This is a genomic window from Enterococcus sp. 12F9_DIV0723 (assembly GCF_002174375.1).
Classification (GTDB): domain Bacteria; phylum Bacillota; class Bacilli; order Lactobacillales; family Enterococcaceae; genus Enterococcus_A; species Enterococcus_A gilvus.
In genome coordinates this window covers 166,442-187,902 of sequence record NZ_NIBK01000001.1, presented here as the reverse complement: position 1 = coordinate 187,902, position 21,461 = coordinate 166,442, and the positions used below count along the sequence as shown (strand labels likewise).

Genomic DNA, 21,461 nt, shown 5'->3' with positions numbered 1-21,461 from the left:
GGTTAATAACTGACAGGTTTATGTAAATAAAGTACAATATAAAAGAAATATGCTTAAAAAAATTCAGATTAATCGCCTAATTTAATAAAGGAGGAAAACAGATGTTATATGAGGAACTTATGTTTGATGCGTCGCTCCTCTTACGTTTTAATATTTTTAAATATTTAAATCAGTCCACCAAGCAAGTGTTAGCAATCAGTCAATTGTCAGAAGATTTAGATTTAAACTACCAGCAAAGTGTGATTGAATTAAATGAAATAGATCAAGAATTGGCGGAGATTCGGCCCAACCATGAAACGATCATGATGCGCGCCGGCAAAGTGAATTTAGAAAACTTAAATGCTACGATCGATGAGTATCGTTACCACTTGTTGCAACAGGCCGTCCCATTCCAGTTTATCTTATACTTCTTGAATGAAGAAAATCCAACAATTGAACAATTTTGTGAAAAATATTTTGTGAGCCGCTCCACCGTTTCCCGGAAGATCGACAAACTTAAAAAACACTTGAAACGCTTCAATATTCGCTTTACATACACAGAAGCCGGCATGTCCGGTGATGAACGCTTGATTCGTTTAGCGTTATTCGACCTTTTATGGCTTGGAACTCGCGGAATTGAATGCCCGTTAGATGTTGACCAGCATCAATTGGCGAAGATCATGGATACGTACAAGGATTATTTCCCTCTGTCACGCACGTATTTCGGCAATCAGGAGATCAAGCTATTCACCAGCATCAACATGATCCGCGTCAGCAATAAAAAGTTCGTCAAATACGATCCTCGCTATAATTTCTTGATGAAGGACAATCCTTACTATGATTTTACGTCCTTACGAGAATTAGTAGATGTTCCCATGACGACCCGTCAATTGAAAGGTGAATCCAGTTTTATTTATTTCTTGGCGCACTACTCACCCTTCTATACGATTCGAGACGATCAAAGCATGAAACAGACGATCCATGACTTCGATGCTCGTCCAAATCCGGTCAATGATTTTGTTATGGAGTTCTGTACCTTTGCCAAAAAGGCATTGTTCCCAGATCGTCCGGAAATTATGGATGACCCTTTGGTTGTGGCAAATATGCTGAACATCACGTTCGGCTACTTTATTTTCCGTCAGCCGTTTCCTAGCATTATTGAATTGGTGCTGGACCCAGAAGCGAAGCAAACACGAGGCGAATACATTTTATTCCAAAACATCCAAAATTTCATGCAATTAGCTAAAGAGAATCCTTCTTACAGCTTTATCAGTTCGATCCATCCAATGATCACACGTGCCTTCAAGCGCTTGTTATTGCCTTACTTTAATCAGTTTCCTTATGCGCATAATTTGAAAGTAGGGATCGCGTTAGAGCATAATGCAATTTTCGTTCGCGACTTGTACCGTTTCTTGGAAGATCTGCGCTTCATTGATGCCGAGCCTTACGACGTGTCCTTGAAAGACGATTATGATCTGATCATCAGTTCTTCTTCCTTATTGAAAAAGGAAAAACCAAATATTCAATTGTACCAACTGGATTTCCCTTATACTAAGAATGAACTTGTCCCACTTTATTTAGAGCTGCGAAATATTTACGACAAAAAGAACCGAGTATACGAATAAGCTCGTGTCATTCTCAAGCCGAAAAGGAGCGCTTTCTAGGAAGCCCACCTCCTTTTCGGCTTTTTTGTCTTTTGAAGTGAGTGCTCCCTGCTAAAAAGCCTTCTTGTTTCAAAAGAAAAAGTAAGTACACTCTTGTTTATACTAGTTAGAAAGATTTATTTTCGCTAAAATTAATTGTTTCTCTAGTCTTTTATCACATTTTATTCATAACTACTTGCTAATATATAAGCATACCAACAAACAACCCTAACACTTTTTCATTTTTTAACTCCTTTGCTCATCGGCCACCCACCGATGAGCTCTTTTTTTATAAAAATAAGATTAAAAATACTTGTCAAGTTAATTAATAACCATATTCTTTATAAAATTTTTAATTTTCAAACAATCCTCGTTCACACTTTTTTCACATCTCCTTGCTATTATATAAGTATACCAACAAACAACCCTAACACTTTTTCATTTTTTAACTCCTTTGCTCATCGGCCACCCACCGATGAGCTCTTTTTTTGTCTCTAAAATATGGCGGTGATTTCATGCGTTTCATTCGCATTTTCTCTGCTGGTTGGGGCTCAAAAAGCGTAGGATTGTTGCCAATGTTAGCCATAACGGACCCGGTCCAATCCTTATTTTTAGACGCAGCAAAAAAGAAGTCTCCGATTGAACGGACACTTCTTTTCTTTATATTCCTATTAAACTTCTAACATTTTCTCCGATATTTGTGTTTCAGACCCCACACCATTTACCAGACGGTCATAAATTTTTCCATCCTTCAAAAAAAGCACCTCTTTAGCCGCCTGCGCGACTTTACTGTCGTGGGTGATCATGACGATCGTGATGCCTAGTTCTTGATTGATTCGTTTAAAAATATTAATGACTTCTGCTCCGGCATTGCTGTCTAAATTTCCAGTTGGTTCATCGGCTAAAATAATTTGCGGTTCATTTATCAGCGCTCTGCAAATCGCCGCTCGCTGCTTTTCTCCAACAGATAATTCCTGCGGCAGCTTGTCCAAGAGCTGCTCGATCCGCAACAGTTGAAAAAATGGCGCCATTCGTTCTTCTGCTTTCGTGATGTCCTGTTTATCCAAAATCGCTGGCAAAAGAATATTTTCCTTTACACTGATACTCTCCATCAAGTTAAACTCCTGAAACACAAAACCGATTTTTCTCCTGCGAATATCCGAAAGCTCATCTGGAAAAAGCGACTGCGTCCATCTGGATTCGAAGACAACTTCCCCGCTGGTCGGAGGATGCATCAGGCCTATTATTTTCAGTAAGGTCGTCTTCCCGCATCCGGAGCGCCCCATGATACACAGGAAATCCCCAGGAAGAATCGCTAGATCAATCCCTCTTAATACGTTCTGCTGCCCATAATTCTTCTTGATTGCTACCGCTTCAATGATCGGTTCCATCTAGTTACCTCCACTTTTCAATTCGACGATAAAGAAAGACCGCCGTCAGTGCCCAACAAAACAAATACAGACTGTAGTCTATTAGAAAAAGACGGGTAAATTGCTGCCATTCATTTATCTCAAAGAAACGCAGCGTGCCCATGATCCAAATAAAGCCCAAACTGATTACTAACCCGACAAGTATGGGGACGAGCAGGAAAAGTCCAACTTGCTCTTTTATTAGTTTCCGCTGTTCCTTCTGACGCATCCCTAATTGATCCAACAATCGCCGGCGTGCAAGCAGATCGTCGTGATCACTTTCAAATTTTGCTGCAAGTATCCCGACACTGATGAACAGGCAAACGAACACGGTAAACAACAACAATAAAACGTGTAACTGATTTTCAGTGACTACGTTTCGTTTTCGTTGAACCTTCTCATACACAGGTTCGATCGCTGCGTCCCAACGTTTATCCTCCGCGTACTGCTGCTTCAAAAAATGCAGCGACGCGCCGACGGCTTGATCCCCAGTGATCAAAAACAACTGGCGAGGGGCCTTCATTTTAGCGAATTCCGCAAATTCCTCATCGGCGAACACAAGAATATTTTCTTGCAGGCCCCGTTGAAACATCCCAGTTAACAGCAGACGCTCCTGACTCTTGATTTGGCGCATTGGAAAAATCTGATCGACATTGGCAGTATTGTAGCTTTCTAAAGGCGTCCCGATTCTCAAACGCGGACGGGCGCTTTGAGGGTCCCAGTCAATCGGTTGTCCACGAATACTGATCGCCTGTTGATAAACGACATGCCACTGCCCCTTTTTTAATCCCAAAGGATGCTGCCCCAAGTGATTCATCTGACGAAGCTGTTGATAGGTTGCTTCTGAAATCCCGATATGCTGTCCTTGAATGAACATCACTGGTCGTGAAGTCCCGAAAAATTCCCACTCAGGATCGCCATCCACAGATGTGACCGGCACATAGGGATACGTTGTCCACTGCGCGTGTTCCTGTTTCAACGCTCGTTCTACCTTTTTCACTTCCGGCTGTTTGACTTTTGCGACGACGTCATAAGGAAACAAAGAATTCACCGTGGTCAATTGAAGGGGGATCAAACGCGGCAAAAAGAAGCCCACTATCAACAACTGCAAAAGTGTGGTTAGCACAAAAACATGGATACTCTTGCGGAAACGATAGAAAAAATCGTTTCGAGAGAGCAGAAACACTCGTTTCTTATACTTACGTTTGACATATGCGCCCCCTGCGCTGTAAAACAGTAGAAATAGTGCGACCGTCAGAGGCCCGATCACTAGCAACGTCTCCGCTGATTTTCGACGATGAAACCACCAAAAAGTCACTGCAAAAAAAAGCAGACCGAGCGTCAGGAATACGGGTAACCAACGATCGCTAGGTTGATCGGGGCCTCGCCGCTCTCGTGGTTGAAACTGGATCAGCCGTAAAATCTTTTCTTGATGCACAGCCATCGCAACTATCCACAGCCCTGTGGATAACAACACGGCCCAACCAAAGCCTTCCCCGCCCCGAGTTATCAACAAGCTGGCGATACTCCCCAATCCGATTCCCAGTAATCCACAAAGACCAAATTCTTCCAGCAGAAGAAGAAGAAATGTCTTTTTCCGAATCCCCAGTTGGATCAGCAGCTCCATATGCTTCGCTTTAAAATCAATAAATAAACCGTCCATAAAACTCAAAAACAAGAACAGCAACAGGAGTAAGACCCCACCGGATTCAATCATGATCCGAAGAAGGCCCGTTCGATCAAAGAGAGTCTCCAGGCTGTGCCCGCTGCTAAATTCGTGATACGTGAAAAAGAGCAGGCGCACTACGAAAAACACCAGCGCATTCGATAAAACCAACAGCAGATAGTCCTTATAGTAAAAGCGGATATTTTTACGAATAATCTGATGCACCACCGGTGGGTAGCTTCCCGGAAAAGCCAGCCGCCGCTTCCGTTCTTTCAAATAGGCTTTTTCAACTTTTTGCGCTTCTGCATACTTTCGGTCCCGTTCAACTTTGTCCTCAAGGTACCGATTCAGTAGAAATTCCAACGCACACAAAATCAAAAAAAGGACCAGCCACATACTGCTGGCATAAAATTGAATAAAAATAAAATAGAAAAACATCGTAAAGTACAACCAAGCTGCTTTTGCTGATTGCACGAAGGAAACGTGGCGGTGACGAGTAATCAGCAGTGCATCGAGTCCGTATAGAAGAACTAAGACCAAAAAGAAACCAGATCCTACTAAAAGACCGACTCCTGCGGGAAAAGCGGTTTGCCAAAAGTGCAGAAAATGACCACTCAACAAACTGCGAACCCAGACCTCGATCAAGCTATACCGTTGACCTGTTCCGCCAATAAGTTTAAAAAATAAAGCAATGATGACTACACCGTAGCCAACGACCATAGAAATACGATCCATCCACTTTTGCATATGTGCCTCCGTCCTCTCTGCTACGTCCTTCTACTTACTATCATATCAGAAGTACACTCAGGTGAAAGCGCTTCTCCAAATTTCTTACAAGTGATAAAAAAAGACACCCGGCAATTGAACGCACAAAAAAACTAGATACCCTTCTATAGAGTATCTAGTTCAACAACTTTATTTTTTATGTGTTTCAAACAATGGGCTAACTGGTTTGTTTTCGTGGATACGTTTGATTGCATCCCCCATCAATACACCCACACTGATTTCATCGATCTTGTCGATTTTACGTTCTTCAGATAAGTAGATCGAATCAGTTACGACTAAATGCTCGATCGCTGAATCTTGGATACGCTGCATTGCTGGACCAGATAAAACAGGGTGTGTACATGACGCATACACTTGTTTAGCTCCCGCTTCTTTCAGCGCATTCGCTGCAAGTGTGATCGTCCCTGCGGTATCGATCATATCATCGATGATGACACACGTTTTGCCATCGACTTTCCCGATAATATTCATGACTTCAGCGACGTTTGCTTTCGGACGACGTTTGTCGATGATCGCGATCGGCGCCTTCAAGAACTCTGCTAATTTACGTGCGCGTGTTACCCCGCCATGGTCAGGTGAAACAACCACGACATCGTCGCCGTAGATTCCTTTTTCTAAAAAGTAATCCGCGATCAATGGTGCACCCATTAAGTGATCCACAGGAATATCAAAGAATCCTTGGATTTGAGACGCATGCAGATCTAGCGTCAACAGACGTGTTGCGCCAGCTTTTTCGATCATGTTGGCTACAAGTTTTGCAGTAATTGGTTCCCGTGCACGTGCTTTACGATCCTGACGGGCATAACCATAATAAGGCATTACGACGTTGATTGTTTTTGCACTCGCCCGTTTCAAGGCATCGATCATAATCAACAATTCCATCAAGTTATCATTTACCGGACTACTTGTTGACTGAACGACATAGACATGACAGCCACGAATACTTTCTTCAATGTTTACTTGAATCTCACCATCGCTAAATTGGGTAACGGAACTTTTTCCGAGTTCAACACCAACTTCTTCAGCGATTTTCTCAGCTAGGGGACGATTTGAATTCAAAGCAAAAATTTTCAATCTTGGATCAAAATAATGTTTCGACATGGGGACCTCCACTTTCTTTTTAAACGTACGCTACCGATTATATACCATTTCAAATAAAATACTAGTCATTTCCTTTTAAGAAATCAAGAGATTTTCCTTAAAATGGCAGATGATTTGCATACCCTTCTTTGTTCACTTGACGTGCACGGGCGATGGCCATGTCGCCTTCAGCGATATCATTCGTGATCGTTGAACCGGCCGCGGTCGCACTGTTGTCAGCGATCGTGACAGGCGCGATGATATTGGTACCTGAACCGATGAAGACATGGTCGCCGACATGGGTATGGTGTTTATTTTTGCCGTCATAGTTGACAAAAACAACGCCGCAGCCCACATTGATATCTTTTCCAAGTGTCGCATCGCCTACATACGTCAAATGACCGACCTTCGTATTTTCACCGATCGTTGCTTTTTTGATCTCCACATAATTCCCGATATGGGCATTTTCCCCAATATCCGCTTGTGGACGTAAGTGAGCATTTGGACCTACATCTGCATTTTTTCGCACGATGCATTCTTCTAAAACAGATGCTTTGATCTCGACATTGTCTTCAATCGTACTGTCGACGATTTTTGAATGTGCACCGATGACACAGTCTGAACCGATCACTGTGTTTCCTTGAATCTGCACGCCGGGTTCGATGATCGTATCAGAACCGATCTCGATTCCTGCATCAATGTACGTCGTTGCCGGATCAATAAACGTTACGCCATTGACCATGTGTTGACGGTTGATGCGGCGGCGCATACTTTCATTGGCATTGGCTAATGCAATGCGGTCGTTTACCCCTAAAGACTCCTCGAAGTCTTCCGTTTGGTAAGCGGCCACTGTTTGATCTTCGTTTTTTAAGATCTCAACGATATCCGTCAGGTAATATTCTCCCTGTGCATTGTTCGTTCCGATTTTTTCCAGTGCCGCAAACAGTTGTTCATTGTCAAAACAGTAGGTTCCTGTATTGATTTCTTGCGTCCGTGCTTCTTCTGGAGTGGCATCTTTTTGTTCAACGATTTTCTCTACGATGCCGACATGATCACGTAAAATACGGCCATAGCCGGTCGGATCGTCGGCATGAGCGGTCAGGATCGTCGCGCTGGCCTTCTTGCCTTGGTGATAGTCAAACAAATTGTTTAAGGTTTGGGTCGTAAGCAGCGGCGTATCGCCACTGATGACCAACGTTGTACCTTTTTTTCCTTTTAAGAATTCGGCTGCTTGCATCACAGCATGGCCGGTTCCTAATTGTTCCGCCTGCAGCGCGTATTCACTGCGGTCGCCTAATTGTTCCTTGACCATTTCCGCACCGTGTCCCACGATGGTCACGATCTCTGTTGGTTGGGTCTCTACCACCCGCTCGATAATATGTTCAACCATTGGTTTTCCTGCAACAGGATGCAGGACTTTGTATAATTTTGATTTCATGCGAGTTCCTTTACCCGCTGCTAAAATAATCGCGTAACGATTTTCCAAAAGAAGTCACTCCTTATTCGTTTAAACTGTTTTTTATATTTTGGGAAGTTTCTAACGAGACAGACCGTGCAACAACAAACAAAAACACGTTTTCCTTCCATTTGCGGTCTTTCGTCGATCCGTCATTTTCCGCGCTTCTACCATTTTACTAGCCAGACGCAAAAAAGGCTAGCCCGTTAGACTCCATCCATTAAAAAATAAAGGGAGTCCACTCAGCATAGCACTTCTATATTTTAGTTATCGAAGCAATTTCCCGGTACGACGGTAATGGTTTTCGTACTCGTATCGACATCTTGGACGAACAGCAATGAATTGTAATCATCGATGGCGCGTTCACCTTTGAACTTCGATTCTGCAAAAACGGTAATACCCACAAGCTCCGCTTCAAATTCTTCGATCAGGCTCTTCATTCCGTTAACGGTCCCGCCGCCCTTCATGAAGTCATCCACGATCAAAACTTTTGATCCGCGTTTCAAGCTGCGTTTTGACAGTTCCATTTTCTCGATTCGCTCTGAAGAACCTGAAACATAATTCACACTGACGGTTGAACCTTCCGTAATCTTTGAGTCACGGCGAACGATGACAAATGGCGCGTTCAAGTAGTAGGAAACAGCCTGCGCGATCGGTACCCCTTTTGTGGCAACCGTCATGACGGCATCCACATTTTTGTCTAAATATTGCGCTGCGATGATCCGTCCTACTTTGCGAAGCAAGTCAGGCTGTCCCAGCATATCGGACAAATAAACATAGCCGCCAGGTAATAAACGGTCTTCTTCTGACAGACGTTCCGCCAAAGATTCGATATATTCTTGTGCTTCTTCGTCTGTGATACTTGGTGTGAAGACAACACCGCCCGCAGCACCAGGGATCGTTTCTAAAAAGCCGGTTCCTCGTTCTTTGAATGTTTTCTTTACGATGGCTAAATCTTCACTGATCGATGATTTGGCCGAACCATATCTAGCTGCAAAAAATGTTAGTGGAATCAAGTCATGGGGATGATCCAACAAATATTGTGTCATGTCGATTAATCGTTCACTTCGACGTACTTTCACGTAATTCACTCCTATTTCAATTTAATGTCCTATTTTTCAACCGGAAAATAATACTTGATTTTGAGCGTCTATCTGTTCATAGAAAACGAATAGCACGCATTTGATCGTCTTTTCTGATTTATCGTTTCTCATTATAAGGGTTTAGCGAATAAAATTCGAGCATTTTCTTGTTTTAAAGTCGAAAAGTTCGGAATTTATTAATTATTGCGCAAAAAAAGAGGAAAAGCTTTCGCTTTCCTCTACTTTTGAACCTGTCTACGTTGAATCATGATTCGGAATTGGCGAATCCCGTTAACGATTAGGAACAATAAGATAAAGCCCAGTGTAATCGTTGCGCCCGGCGGTGTGTCTAAATAGTACGAGCCGGTCAATCCGCCGATCATTCCTATGAAGCCGACGAAAACACTGACGAAAATCACGATATTAAAGCTTTTGCCGACGCGCATCCCGATCGCGGCTGGCAGCACCATGATCGCCGAGATCAGCAGCGCCCCTGCGATAGGGATCATTATGGCAATGGCTACGCCTGTGACCACATTAAAGATCATGGACATCATGCGGACAGGCAACCCATCCACTGCGGCGATGTCTTCGTCGAAGGTCAACACGTACATCGGACGTTTGAATAATAGGAACAAAATACCTACCAACACAAATAAAATCCCTAAAAAGACGACTTGCTGCCAAGTGATCGTAACGATCGAACCAAACAGATACGACTGTATGCTGACTGCCGAACTCCCCGGAGCCAGACTCATCAATACTAAGGCCACTGCCAAACCAGCCGCCATTAAAATCGCAATCGATATTTCCGAATAGGAGCTGTACATATTTTGCAAATACTCCATGATGATCGCTGCGACGACTACGACTAACAAGGTCGTTCCGGTCGGGTTCAAATTCAAGAAGAACCCTAAGGCGACCCCTGCTAACGAAACATGAGACAGGGTATCTGCCATCAGTGATTGGCGGCGAATGACTAGGAAGACACCCAGCATTGGGGCAATTCCTGCAATAAAGATCGCGGCTAGAAAAGCCCGTCTCATGAACTCATATGAAAGCAACGCCATTTTGAATTCTCCTTTCGCACCAATCGAATATGACGATCCATGTATTTTTTTGTATCTTCATGATCGTGGGTGATCATAAGAATGCTTTTGCCATGCGCGTGGGCGCTGTGGCGCAGCAATTCATAAAAAGCATTGCGCGATTTCTCATCCATTCCCGTAGTCGGTTCATCCAAAATCAGCAAATCAGGATTTTTAGCAAACAAACGCGCCAAGCTGATGCGCTGTTTTTGCCCACCAGACAATTCTCCGACCTTTTTGTGGCGCATATTCCACATATCGACGGATTCTAGTGCCTTTTGCACATGCTCGTGATCTCGAGGAGAGAGTTTTTTAAACCATTTCCCTTGCGGATAACGCCCGGATTCTACTAATTCCAAAACAGTGCTGGGAAATCCTGCGTTGAAGGAAGCGACCTGTTGCGGAATATAGCCGATACTCAATTTTTTCCCTTGGGAATTTTTTTTCGCAATGGTTACTTTTCCACTGCTGGGTTTTAACAACCCCAATGTCGCTTTGATCAATGTCGATTTTGCGGCACCATTTTCTCCAGTTAAAATGACAAACTCACCGGGGTCTACATGGTAAGAAACGTTTTCCAATACCGGTTCGTTGTCATAATAAAATGAAAGATCCTCTACCTGGATATACGACATTTTTTTCGCCCCTTTTTCCTATAAATGACTCGCTTTTCCAAAAAACGGAAAGCTTCTATTTAATACTTTCTTTTAATGCGTCTAAGTTCTCTCTCATGACAGAAACGTAATTTTCACCGTTTTTGAGTTGTTTGTCCGTCAAGCTTTCCAGCGGATTCAAGACTTCCAGCTTCACACCGGTCTCTTTGGATAAGGTTTCTGCCACTTTTGAAGAGGCATTTTCTTCAAAATAGATGACCTTGACGTGATGATCCTCTACATAATGTTTCAATTCACTCAAGCGGCTCGGAGACGGTTCTTGGTCTGGAGAAATTCCAGCGATGGCTTCTTGCGTCAGCCCATACTGATTGGCCAAGTAGCCAAAAGCCGCGTGTTGTGTCACGAATGTTTTGTTTTTCGCCTCTTTGAATGCTGCCTGATAGTCTGCATCTAAGGCTTTCAATTCTTCGATATACTTAGAGGCATTTTTCTCAAAAGCTGCTTTGTCCTCTGGGTATTTTTTACTTAACTGATCGTGGATCGTTTCCACTTCTTTGATCGCTAACGCTGGGTCCAGCCAGACATGGGGATCTAGATCATGGGGATGCCCATGTTCGTCGTGCTCGTCGGAGTCATGATCGTGTGTATCTTCATGGTCATGCGCTGTCCCTTCCATCAATTTGATGTCCTTCGACGCTTGGATAATTTCAGTCTTCTTCGTATCGACCGTATCTGTCAGGTTCTTCGTCCACGTTTCCAATTCTGGGCTGTTGTAAACAAATACATCTGAATCGGAGATTTTAGCCAAATCTTTCGCTGACGGTTCAAAGTCATGGGGTTCTGTACCAGCGGGGATCAACAACTCCACCTCGCCTTTATTTCCTACGACCTGCTTCGTAAATTCATACATTGGATAGAACGTCGTCATGACTTGCAATTTTCCTTCTGATGACGCTTCTTTTTTCTCTTGACTGCCGCATGCAGTCAGCAAAATTGATAGTACCACAGTTCCTAATAAAAGTAGTCCTTTTTGCATCTTCATCTATTGAAACACCTTCTCTTTACTTTTTAAGACAAGAATCAATTTACCAAATGTTTTTCTATCCGTCAACACAAATCGTAAAATTTACGATTTACCACATAAAAACGCTGATAAACCGTAATACAAATGAGGTTTTGTTCATATGAAAAAGGATACCTGTATCCGGTTCATTTGTGATTTTACGTTATTTAATCCTTGCTTATAGAGAAGAAGCCAAAAAAAATAGACCCCTGAGGATCTACTTCAGCGTGCGAACGAGATACACTTCGTCGCAAAACCCTTTTAATGCATTCAACACATGCTTGGCCCGCGAATATTTATGACACAGTGCATAGACCGTTGGACCACTGCCGCTCATCATCGCCGCGTCGGCACCATACTTCAGCATTCGATCTTTTAATTGTTGGATCACCGGATGCTTTTTGATGGTTACGACTTCCATCGAATTGCCTAGATTCTCAGTCATTTTCTGATAATCATTTTCTTCAATGGCAGACACCAGCGCCTCGATGTCTGGATGATACAGATCCTCCATGACGATCTTGGCAAAAATCGTACGCGTCGAAACACTCATTCGCGGCTTGACCACCACTACCCAGCATTGAGGCATTGGTGCGATCGGGGTCACCTTTTCTCCAAAACCTTCTACTAAAGAAGTCTGCCCATACACACAATAAGGCACGTCGGACCCAACTTCCGCTCCAAGGGCTGCTAATTCCTCAATTGAGAGCCCCAAGTTCCAAAGGCGATTGACCGCTCGCAAAGCCGCCGCCGAATCCGTTGATCCGCCACCTAAACCAGCCGCTACTGGAATTTCCTTATGGATTTTGACCCGCAGTCCTTTATCTATGTTAAAACGCTCTTTGACCAGCTCCAGCGCTTCATAAACGTGGTTCTTTTTATCCGTGGGTAAAAAAGCCTTATTGGTCTCAATGATAATTTTATTTTCGGGAATCTCTTCCAAATACAAACGATCCGCCAGATCAATACTTGCCATGACCATCGCCAATTCATGCAAGCCATCCGGTCGTTTGCCTAAAATATCGAGGCCCAAATTGATCTTCGCTGGGGCCTTCTCCATAATCTCCATTTTCTCACCCGTTCAAATTTTTCACTAGACGATTCTATCATAGCCCATAGTAAATGTATAGATAATTCATTCTAGCATAGGCGCTTTAAATAAGTTGAATATTTTCACCTGAGGCTTTACCATGAAAGAAGGAGCTACTTTCAAAACTCAACAAGAGGATTACCCGCGACATGTTCCAGATTTTTAGCACACGTTCGATTGCCGTATGAAACAAGGCTATGACAAATGAGGAGGAATACTGTATGAATCTATTACCGAAAAATGACTGGTTGGATGGAGAAGATTTGGTTGGCAAACTGGTGAACACCTTTTGGGATGATCGCAAAATGAGTGTGGATATTCGCGACATGGATGACCACTATGAAGTAAAAGCGGATCTCCCTGGTTTTGAGAAATCAGAAATAGCGATTCATTACAACAATGACATTCTTTCAATCGACGCAGAACATTCTACCGAAAACGAAGTGAAGGATGATGGTCGTTTTGTTCGCAGAGAACGTGCCACTAGTGCGTACCATCGCCAATTCGCTGTCCCAGACATCGCCGACGAAGAGATCCGTGCGACCTTTGAAAATGGGGTCCTGACGTTGACCTTGCCGAAAGAAAACTACGAAGAGAAAAAAGGCAAAGCGATCACGATCGATTAATTTCTGCATACAAAAAATACGAGCGCGCTTTCGCGGCTCGTATTTTTATACTTCGATCATTTCTTCTGAGATCGTAGCACCCTTATTCTTTCCTCTACCGATCAAAAATAATAATTGCAAGGCGGAAAACAGGAAGCTGCTGTCTTTCATGTAGGCAAAATACCTTGGGCGCCATTGATCCACGTAGACATTTTTTTCCTCTGCTACCTGTTGGAAGGCGTAAATCGAATGACCGTATTTATAAATCAAATTCATGATCCGCTCTCCTAAAAAGGCAAAGGACGTCTCGCCCACTTTTGCTAACGGAGCCATGCCTTGATAGACCTCTGTGTAGCCTTGTTTTTTCAGCTCATCCATCAAATGCAGCTTCAAGAACGTCGGCAGCTCATTCGGCACGTCATTTCGAAAACGCAGAAGATCAAAGGAAGCCTGTGCACCGTTGATCGGCTGTTCAGTGATGAAGCCGACGACCCGGTTTTGCGGATCACGTGCGATCCCCACATTGCTTGTTTTGATATAACTGCGGTCAAAACGTCCAACGGAGAAGCATTTCTCTTTTTCTCCATTTAACCATTCATCAGAAATTTCCTCTAACTCATCGAAAACTTCTTCCGGCAGCTTTTCAAAGTAAATGAACTGGTACCCCTCATTGGTCAACCGTTTGAATTCAAAGCGATCCGAGAAAACATCTAGCCTGTGCCGCGTAAAGTCCGTCACACCTGTTTCGCCGATCTTATCAAAATGGAAGCCAAGGTCATGTAGAAGCAGCACGTATTCTTCAGAGATCTTATAAAACGCCAACTGGTAGCCCAATCGATCCGCGTGCTCCATAAACGCAAACGTCGCGGCCTGCCACTTTTCAGGATTCCCCACAGGATCCCCTAACACAAAACACTTATTGGCACGGGTTTGAAAGCCGAAAATAATTTGATCATTGCCATTTTCCTGATAATAAAAATACTGATACCCTGAAACGCGCAGGTAGTGACTAGCGGGTGTGCCACCATACCGGTTGATTAAATAATTGAATCGTTTTTCATCCCAGGAAACACCTAATTTTGTCTCACTTTGTGTTAAATAGTGGTACAAAATTGCCAAACACAAAATCGATAGAATCAAACCGATCAGCCCCGAGAACCAAATATCCCCTGAAGGAAAGGCAAAATACTTCGTCGACAAGCGTTCGGTGCTCCAAAGCTGCCCACTGTGATAGCCTGCTACCGCGTAGAAAATAAACAACAGGCCGAACAAAATCCCGTCAAACAGCAAGGCGCCCCAAGAATAAACAAAACGTTCCTTGTAAAACTCTTTCCGCGACATCCATACAATCAGCAAAATCACTACGTAAACAACGATCAGCCGAATCGAGGCTGTTCGCGCCACCGTATTGACGATGCCAAAAATCAATAGCAAGATCGTCGGCCAGAAAGCACGCTTGACCTTTTGCGAGATGCCTCGCGCAAAGCCTAAGAGTAAAAAGCCGACCAGCAGATTCAACGTTTGATCTAGAAAATCGAATGAAAAAGGCAGCAACACCTGAAACAAGCGATTGATGTTGGAGAGATTGGTCAGTGTCGATAATAGAATCATCATTATTCCGGCAAAATACACCGCCGTCACCATGACAACATGCGCGATTTTTTGCGAAAGCACACGTGGCAGATTATCAAAATAGCGATTCATTTTAACACTTGTATTGGTCAAAAAGAGAACGATCCCTGTGAGAAACGGAACCAAATAATAAAAGATCCGGTAAAACAAGATCCACACGACCGCCGTGCTTTGATCCAGTCCCAAATGCCCCAGACCTAAGATCATCATCACGTCAAAGGTTCCTGCACCTCCCGGAACCATCGTCAGCATCCCTAAGCCAGTAGCAATCACAAACATCGGGTAAACTTCCCCGATCGCGATGCGTACCCCCATCAGATAGCCCACGAGTAAGAAGACTGCCAAAGCCCCCAGCCATTGTCCCAAAGACGCTAGATACAATTCAAAAATCTGTTTTACTCGAAATTCTTTAAAAATCGTTCGCCGACGTCCATAGACAAAGCCGAAAAGCAGCGGCGCAAACGCCCCGCCCGCAAGCAGCCAAAAGCGATAGCGAACAAAAGCATTCTCTGTTCTTAGGAAAATCAGATCCAGCGCGGTGATGAGGGCCATGATCGAAAGTCCTGCCAACATAAAGAGCGCGATCTTGGAGATCACCGCTAGGACCTTTTTCTTTTCCATCCCCTTGCCATAAAAGCTTGACCGCAGGCTCACTCCGACGACCCCGCCAAAGCCTGCCAAGTTATTGATCGTATTCGTGGTCCATGCAGACACGAACCACTCTTTGCGGTTCATTCGCGGCCGCCCCGTTGCTTCGAGAGTCGTGATAGCCACATGATCGTATAAGAGCATAGGCAGGACTCCGCACAGTCCAATACCTAACATGCTTAATAATGTTAGTTGATCTTGTTCTTTGATTGTTTGCCAAACCGTTTGCCAGCTCATTCCATGGGCAATATTTTTCAATTGATTTGCTACGAAAAATAAGACGATCCCAAAGAAGATGATTTTAAGTAACGTAGCATGTCGTTTGAACCAGCGACTGATAGTCGTCATCCTTCTACACCCATTCTTTCTTTTCTTGTACTCTATTTTAAATGAATTCTTGTTATGAAGCTATCCTTTTAGAAGAATGGGGACATTAAAAACATAATTTGTTATTTATTTTTTGAAATAAAACGCCCACTTTTTATGTGAAGGCGGCGTAAATGCCCACAAATAAAACAGTCAAACGAATTTTGACCATAAGAAAAAGCCTCAAAAATGAGGCTTTTTGCTATTTTGCATAATCGGTTGCTCGTGTCTCACGAATAACCACAACTTTGATATGTCCTGGGTAATCCAATTCGTCTTCGATTCTGCGGCGAATGTCGCGAACCAAACGAACAGAATCCAAATCAGAGATCTCTTCTGGTTTGACCATGACACGAACTTCACGTCCTGCTTGGACTGCGAAGCTTGATTCTACACCATCAAAACTGTTTGAAATATTTTCTAAGTTTTCTAAACGACGAATATAGTTTTCCAATGACTCGCTTCGTGCACCTGGTCGAGCAGCAGATACTGCATCGGCAGCGGCGACTAAAACAGAAATGACAGATGTCGCTTCTGTGTCTCCGTGGTGAGAGGCGATCGCATTGATCACTACTGGATTTTCACGATATTTCGCGGCAAGTTCCGCACCGATTTCCACGTGAGACCCTTCGATCTCGTGATCCAGTGCCTTCCCAATATCATGAAGCAATCCTGCGCGTTGCGCCAATTGAACATTTTCGCCAAGTTCTGCGGCTAATACACCGGTTAATTTGGCTACTTCAATTGAGTGATTCAACACGTTTTGACCATAGCTGGTACGGAAATGCAAACGGCCTAAAATCTTGATCAAATCTGGATGCAAGGTGTGGGCGCCCACTTCAAAGGCTGCCTGTTCCCCGTATTCACGAATACGTTCATCCATTTCCTTACGTGATTTTTCAACCATTTCTTCAATCCGAGCTGGATGAATCCGACCATCTTGAATCAATTTCTCTAACGTCATCCGGGCAATTTCCCGTCTGATTGGATCAAAACCAGACAACACGACTGCTTCAGGCGTATCATCGATAATCAAATCGATCCCCGTCAATGTTTCCAATGTCCGGATATTACGGCCTTCGCGTCCAATGATGCGACCTTTCATCTCATCATTCGGCAACGTAACGACCGAAACCGTCGTTTCAGAAACAGCGTCAGCGCCACAACGTTGAATCGCCATCGCTAAAAGATTTTTCGCTTTGCGATCGGCTTCTTCTTTCGCCCGTTGCTCAGATTCCTTGACCATTACTGTTAACTCGTGGTTCAATTCCTCTTCTGTCGTCTTCATAATAATTTCTTTTGCTTCATCTTTCGTTAAAGAAGCAACTTGTTCCAGTTTTGTTTGTTGTTCATTAATCAGTTGTTCTACATCTTTTTCTCGCTCGTCAATTAATTGCTGTCTAGCACTGATCTTTGTTTCTTTTTCTTCCAGTGAGTGCTCACGCTTCTCTAAAGAATCGTCTTTACGATCTAAAGTCTGTTCTCTTTGAAGCAAGCGATTTTCTTGCGATTTTAGTTCTTGTCTGCTTTCTTTCAACTCACTTTCAACTTGTGCGCGATACTGCTGGTTTTCTTCCTTGGCTTCCAACAAAGCTTCTTTCTTTAAGGTCTCCGCTTCTTTATTCGCATGCGTAATGATCCCTCTAGCTGTGTTTTGTGCCCCATCAATTTCTTTTTCATGACGTGCTTTCGCTGCCATGAAACCCAAACCAAGACCGACAATTAAACCGATGATAGCGAGGAGAATAGGAACTAACATTAAATCCACCTCCGTACTATCTTATTTACCTATCTGTAGTTTTTTGATAAACGAATGTCTAATATTATCAATATGCCTACTTGCATATGTGTGAGTGTCACACAACTTTATTCTAATGTTTGTCTGATAGCGTGTCAACTTTATTTCTCTTTTGTCAGACTCGATAATAAAGCGCTTTGATTTATGTGAAATCAATCGTAAAAAAAACACTAATGACCGTACAAAAAATGTCTGGTCATTAGTGTCATTTCGTTTTTTATTCTTCCAATGGCAATTCTTCTTGTCCAGCCTCGTCTTCGACCGATTCGCCTTCCTCACCGATCCCGTATGCTGCACGCACACGTGTCGCAACTTCAGCCATCATTTCTGGATGATCAGCCAAATATTTCTTGGCGTTTTCACGCCCTTGTCCGATACGGTCCTCTTTATAGCCGTACCAAGCACCGCTCTTGTCGATGATGTCCTGTTCAACAGCCATGTCTAGCAACTCACCTTCTTGTGAGATCCCCAAACCGTACATGATGTCGACTTCGGCAACTTTAAATGGCGGAGCCACTTTGTTTTTTACAACTTTGATTTTTGTGCGGTTCCCGACGATGTCCGTCCCGTTTTTCAATTGTTCCGCACGACGCACTTCTAAACGAACCGTCGCGTAGAATTTCAATGCCCGTCCACCAGGAGTCACTTCTGGATTCCCGAACATCACGCCCACTTTTTCACGGATTTGGTTGATGAATACGGCGATCGTTTTGGTTTTGTTGATTGAACCCGATAATTTACGCAACGCTTGCGACATCAAACGAGCTTGCAGCCCAACGTGTGCGTCACCCATTTCACCATCGATCTCAGCCCGAGGCACTAATGCTGCCACGGAGTCAATTACAATGATGTCGACAGCGCCACTTGAGACCAGCGCATCCGCAATTTCTAATCCTTGTTCCCCTGTATCTGGTTGTGAAAGCAGCAATTCATCGATATTCACGCCCAAACGCTGTGCGTATTGAGGATCTAATGCGTGTTCGGCATCAATAAAGGCAGCCGTTCCGCCGTGTTTTTGAACTTCTGCGATCGCGTGCAGTGCAACCGTTGTTTTACCAGAACTTTCTGGTCCGTATACTTCGATGATCCGGCCGCGAGGGTAACCACCCACACCTAACGCCACGTCCAATGCCAAAGAGCCGCTTGGAATCGTTGAGATTTTTTGGTCGACCTTCTCACCTAATTTCATGATCGAACCTTTTCCGTAATTCTTTTCAATCTTCTTCATTGCAGCATCTAAAGCTGCCTTGCGATCATTAGCCAATAGCTGATCCTCCTAATTCCTATTTTAATAGTTATTTTCAGAAAAATAATTTTGATGGTCCTGATGTACATCCATTCACTGCGCTGCTGGGGATTCGATTGGAGCAGTTCCCCTCCTTCTTAACACCCGTTTTTGTGCTTCTTACTCGGGAAGACAGCGCTCAACTAATCATACGTTCGACACATTTTGCTTTTTCAATATCCCTAGTTTATCGGTTTGAAATCAAAAAAGCAAGCAAAAAACGAACAAACATTCGCATTTTTAATTTTTGTTTAGAATTGCTCGTCGCAACATGTCTAAGCCCTTCATCACGGAACTGTGGCGGACATAGTCTCGATCTCGAGCAAAGTGATTTTCACTGACAAGCGTCTCGCCATTTCTTTGTGCCAATGCGATATAGACGGTTCCTTTAGGTTGTCCTTCTAGTTCATCTGGACCCGCAACACCTGTAAAGGATAAGGCAAAATCTGTATCTGCTAAGCGCCGTGCGGCTTCCGCCATCTCTCTGGCGCACGCTTCGCTAACGACCCCTACACGTTCTAATAACGCTGGATCAATGCCTAAGAAGCTGGCTTTTGTTTTTTCAGAATAGGTCACAAAGCCTCCCGGAAATACCTCAGAAACGCCTGGAATCGTCCCCAGAGTCGCTTGGAATTCTCCCGCAGTCAGACTTTCCGCCGCCGTAATACTTAACTTCTGCGCCTTAAGCAGATCCACAACGACTTCGACCAAACTATTCTCTTCCCCGTATCCGTAGAAGAAGGCGCCGACCTTAGCCATGACTTCTGCTTCTGCTTGGTCCAATAACGCATTGGCTGAGCGCTCATCCTCGGTCTTTGCAGTGATTCGCAAGGTGACCTCATTGGGTTTCGCATAAGGAGCGATCGTTGGATTCGACTGGTGTTCGATCATTTCTGCTAATTCCGTCACCAATTTTGATTCCCCGATCCCAAAGAACCGCAATACTCGAGAGGTCAGCTTTTCCGTCGTTGGAAATTCCTTTTCCAGTAATGGGCGCGCTTGCTCCAAGAACATCGGCTTCAATTCACTCGGTGGTCCAGGCAATAAAATGTAATTGTTCTTTTCACCTTTGTACAGACAGCCAATCGCCAACCCTGTACGATTCGGCAACGGAATCCCATCCTGCAATGTCTCGATCTGACGCAGGTTGTTAGGCGTCATTGTCCCTTGACGTTGCGCAAAGAAAGCATTCAAAGCATCTAATCCTGCTTGATTTTGAACCAACGGTACCCCAACATGATCGGCTAAGACATTCTTGGTCAAGTCATCATCGGTCGGTCCTAAGCCGCCGCACAAAAGAATCAGCTCGCTGCGAGTGTCTGCTAATTGAAGCAATTCTTCTAAACGTGTTGGATTGTCTCCAACGACTGTATGAAAATAGACTTCCACCCCCATATCCGCTAATTTTTCTGACAAGAACGTCGCATTCGTATTTACGACTTGTCCTAACAAAAGTTCTGTTCCTACCGCAATGATCTCTGCTCTCATTTCTTCCTCTTCTTTCTAAGATACGCCATTTTTTCTCAACTATAACAGAAAAAACGATCAGAACGATAGATTTTCATACCGTCCTGACCGTTTTTATTACATTGAGCCTTTAAATAGCGCCGTATTTTTTGCAAAGTAGTCGTATCCTGAATAAACGGTGAAGAATAAGCAGACATACAACATGATTTGATCCATCGGAATCCCGATGAAATTAAAGGGTACATTGTTTAAGTAAAGCAGTACGATCCCGACCATTTGAGTAGCGGTCTTGATTTTTCCGGGCATCGCTGCTGCCATGACACCGCCGCCTTGCTCTACGATCAAAAGGCGCAGCCCTGTGACTGCCAATTCCCGGCAAACGATGATGGCGATCACCCACGCTGGGGCTTTTCCTTGTTCAACCAAGATGATAAAAGCGGTCATAACCAGCATCTTGTCTGCCAACGGGTCAGCAAATTTTCCAAAGTTCGTCACCAGTCCTCGCGCTCGGGCGATCTTACCATCCAGATGATCCGTGTAGCTGGCTACTGCAAAGATGATGGCACCTACTAGCTGCGTGACTGCAAGACTTGTATTCCCTACTTGCAACGTTCCCCAATCCCATGGAGCCAAGACGATAATCATAAATATCGGGATCATGAAGATCCTGAGAACGGTCAATTTATTGGGTAAATTCATTGTTG

Annotated in this window: 16 protein-coding genes; 2 read left to right on the top strand and 14 right to left on the bottom strand. The window is 43.9% G+C overall.

Annotated features, from left to right (window positions below; translation table 11 throughout):
- Nucleotides 1–101 precede the first annotated feature (101 nt).
- Nucleotides 102–1,604, top strand: a complete 1,503-nt coding sequence (locus tag A5868_RS00915) for a helix-turn-helix domain-containing protein (protein ID WP_010782085.1) — start codon at nt 102–104, stop codon at nt 1,602–1,604.
- A 689-nt stretch (nt 1,605–2,293) separates the two neighbouring features.
- On the opposite strand, the gene A5868_RS00910 is transcribed toward A5868_RS00915, so the two are convergent.
- From A5868_RS00910 to ispE, 9 genes are all read right to left on the bottom strand, one after another.
- On the bottom strand, nt 2,294–3,013 hold the full coding sequence (locus A5868_RS00910) for an ABC transporter ATP-binding protein (RefSeq protein ID WP_086305899.1): 720 nt from the start codon (nt 3,011–3,013) through the stop codon (nt 2,294–2,296).
- A 4-nt stretch (nt 3,014–3,017) separates the two neighbouring features.
- The gene (locus A5868_RS00905) at nt 3,018–5,444 is read right to left on the bottom strand and encodes a hypothetical protein (RefSeq protein WP_086305900.1); all 2,427 of its coding nucleotides are present in this window, start codon (nt 5,442–5,444) and stop codon (nt 3,018–3,020) included.
- 168 nt (nt 5,445–5,612) lie between these two features.
- Complete coding sequence (locus A5868_RS00900) at nt 5,613–6,584, bottom strand: ribose-phosphate diphosphokinase (protein ID WP_010782088.1); 972 nt, start codon at nt 6,582–6,584, stop codon at nt 5,613–5,615.
- Nucleotides 6,585–6,681: 97 nt separating this feature from the next.
- Nucleotides 6,682–8,049 (bottom strand): bifunctional UDP-N-acetylglucosamine diphosphorylase/glucosamine-1-phosphate N-acetyltransferase GlmU, encoded by a 1,368-nt coding sequence (gene glmU, locus A5868_RS00895; RefSeq protein WP_086305901.1) that lies wholly within the window; start codon nt 8,047–8,049, stop codon nt 6,682–6,684.
- A 233-nt stretch (nt 8,050–8,282) separates the two neighbouring features.
- Nucleotides 8,283–9,101 (bottom strand): pur operon repressor, encoded by an 819-nt coding sequence (gene purR, locus A5868_RS00890; RefSeq protein ID WP_010782090.1) that lies wholly within the window; start codon nt 9,099–9,101, stop codon nt 8,283–8,285.
- 239 nt (nt 9,102–9,340) lie between these two features.
- Nucleotides 9,341–10,171 carry a metal ABC transporter permease gene (locus tag A5868_RS00885; RefSeq protein WP_010782091.1) on the bottom strand — a complete coding sequence of 277 codons (831 nt, stop codon included), beginning with the start codon at nt 10,169–10,171 and terminating at the stop codon, nt 9,341–9,343.
- Complete coding sequence (locus tag A5868_RS00880) at nt 10,144–10,824, bottom strand: metal ABC transporter ATP-binding protein (protein WP_010782092.1); 681 nt, start codon at nt 10,822–10,824, stop codon at nt 10,144–10,146. The genes A5868_RS00885 and A5868_RS00880 overlap by 28 nt, the downstream gene beginning before the upstream one ends.
- A gap of 55 nt (nt 10,825–10,879) precedes the next feature.
- Complete coding sequence (locus A5868_RS00875; protein ID WP_176281381.1) at nt 10,880–11,845, bottom strand: metal ABC transporter substrate-binding protein; 966 nt, start codon at nt 11,843–11,845, stop codon at nt 10,880–10,882.
- A 238-nt stretch (nt 11,846–12,083) separates the two neighbouring features.
- A complete protein-coding gene (gene ispE, locus A5868_RS00870) occupies nt 12,084–12,935 on the bottom strand; it encodes a 4-(cytidine 5'-diphospho)-2-C-methyl-D-erythritol kinase (RefSeq protein ID WP_044925958.1) in 852 nt (283 codons plus the stop codon).
- Nucleotides 12,936–13,177: 242 nt separating this feature from the next.
- Between ispE and A5868_RS00865 the strand changes: the two genes are divergently transcribed.
- Nucleotides 13,178–13,582, top strand: a complete 405-nt coding sequence (locus A5868_RS00865; RefSeq protein WP_010782095.1) for an Hsp20/alpha crystallin family protein — start codon at nt 13,178–13,180, stop codon at nt 13,580–13,582.
- Between the two features lie 45 nt (nt 13,583–13,627).
- Here A5868_RS00865 and mprF read toward each other — a convergent pair whose 3' ends face one another.
- The 5 genes from mprF to pgsA all read right to left on the bottom strand — a co-directional run bounded on the left by mprF (nt 13,628) and on the right by pgsA (nt 21,456).
- Entirely contained in the window at nt 13,628–16,189 is a 2,562-nt protein-coding gene (gene mprF, locus A5868_RS00860; RefSeq protein ID WP_086305902.1) for a bifunctional lysylphosphatidylglycerol flippase/synthetase MprF, read from the bottom strand.
- A gap of 220 nt (nt 16,190–16,409) precedes the next feature.
- Entirely contained in the window at nt 16,410–17,966 is a 1,557-nt protein-coding gene (gene rny, locus A5868_RS00855) for a ribonuclease Y (RefSeq protein ID WP_010782097.1), read from the bottom strand.
- Between the two features lie 256 nt (nt 17,967–18,222).
- The gene (gene recA / locus A5868_RS00850; protein WP_086305903.1) at nt 18,223–19,269 is read right to left on the bottom strand and encodes a recombinase RecA; all 1,047 of its coding nucleotides are present in this window, start codon (nt 19,267–19,269) and stop codon (nt 18,223–18,225) included.
- Between the two features lie 261 nt (nt 19,270–19,530).
- The gene (locus tag A5868_RS00845; RefSeq protein WP_086305904.1) at nt 19,531–20,778 is read right to left on the bottom strand and encodes a competence/damage-inducible protein A; all 1,248 of its coding nucleotides are present in this window, start codon (nt 20,776–20,778) and stop codon (nt 19,531–19,533) included.
- Between the two features lie 96 nt (nt 20,779–20,874).
- Complete coding sequence (gene pgsA, locus A5868_RS00840) at nt 20,875–21,456, bottom strand: CDP-diacylglycerol--glycerol-3-phosphate 3-phosphatidyltransferase (RefSeq protein WP_010782100.1); 582 nt, start codon at nt 21,454–21,456, stop codon at nt 20,875–20,877.
- Nucleotides 21,457–21,461 lie beyond the last annotated feature (5 nt).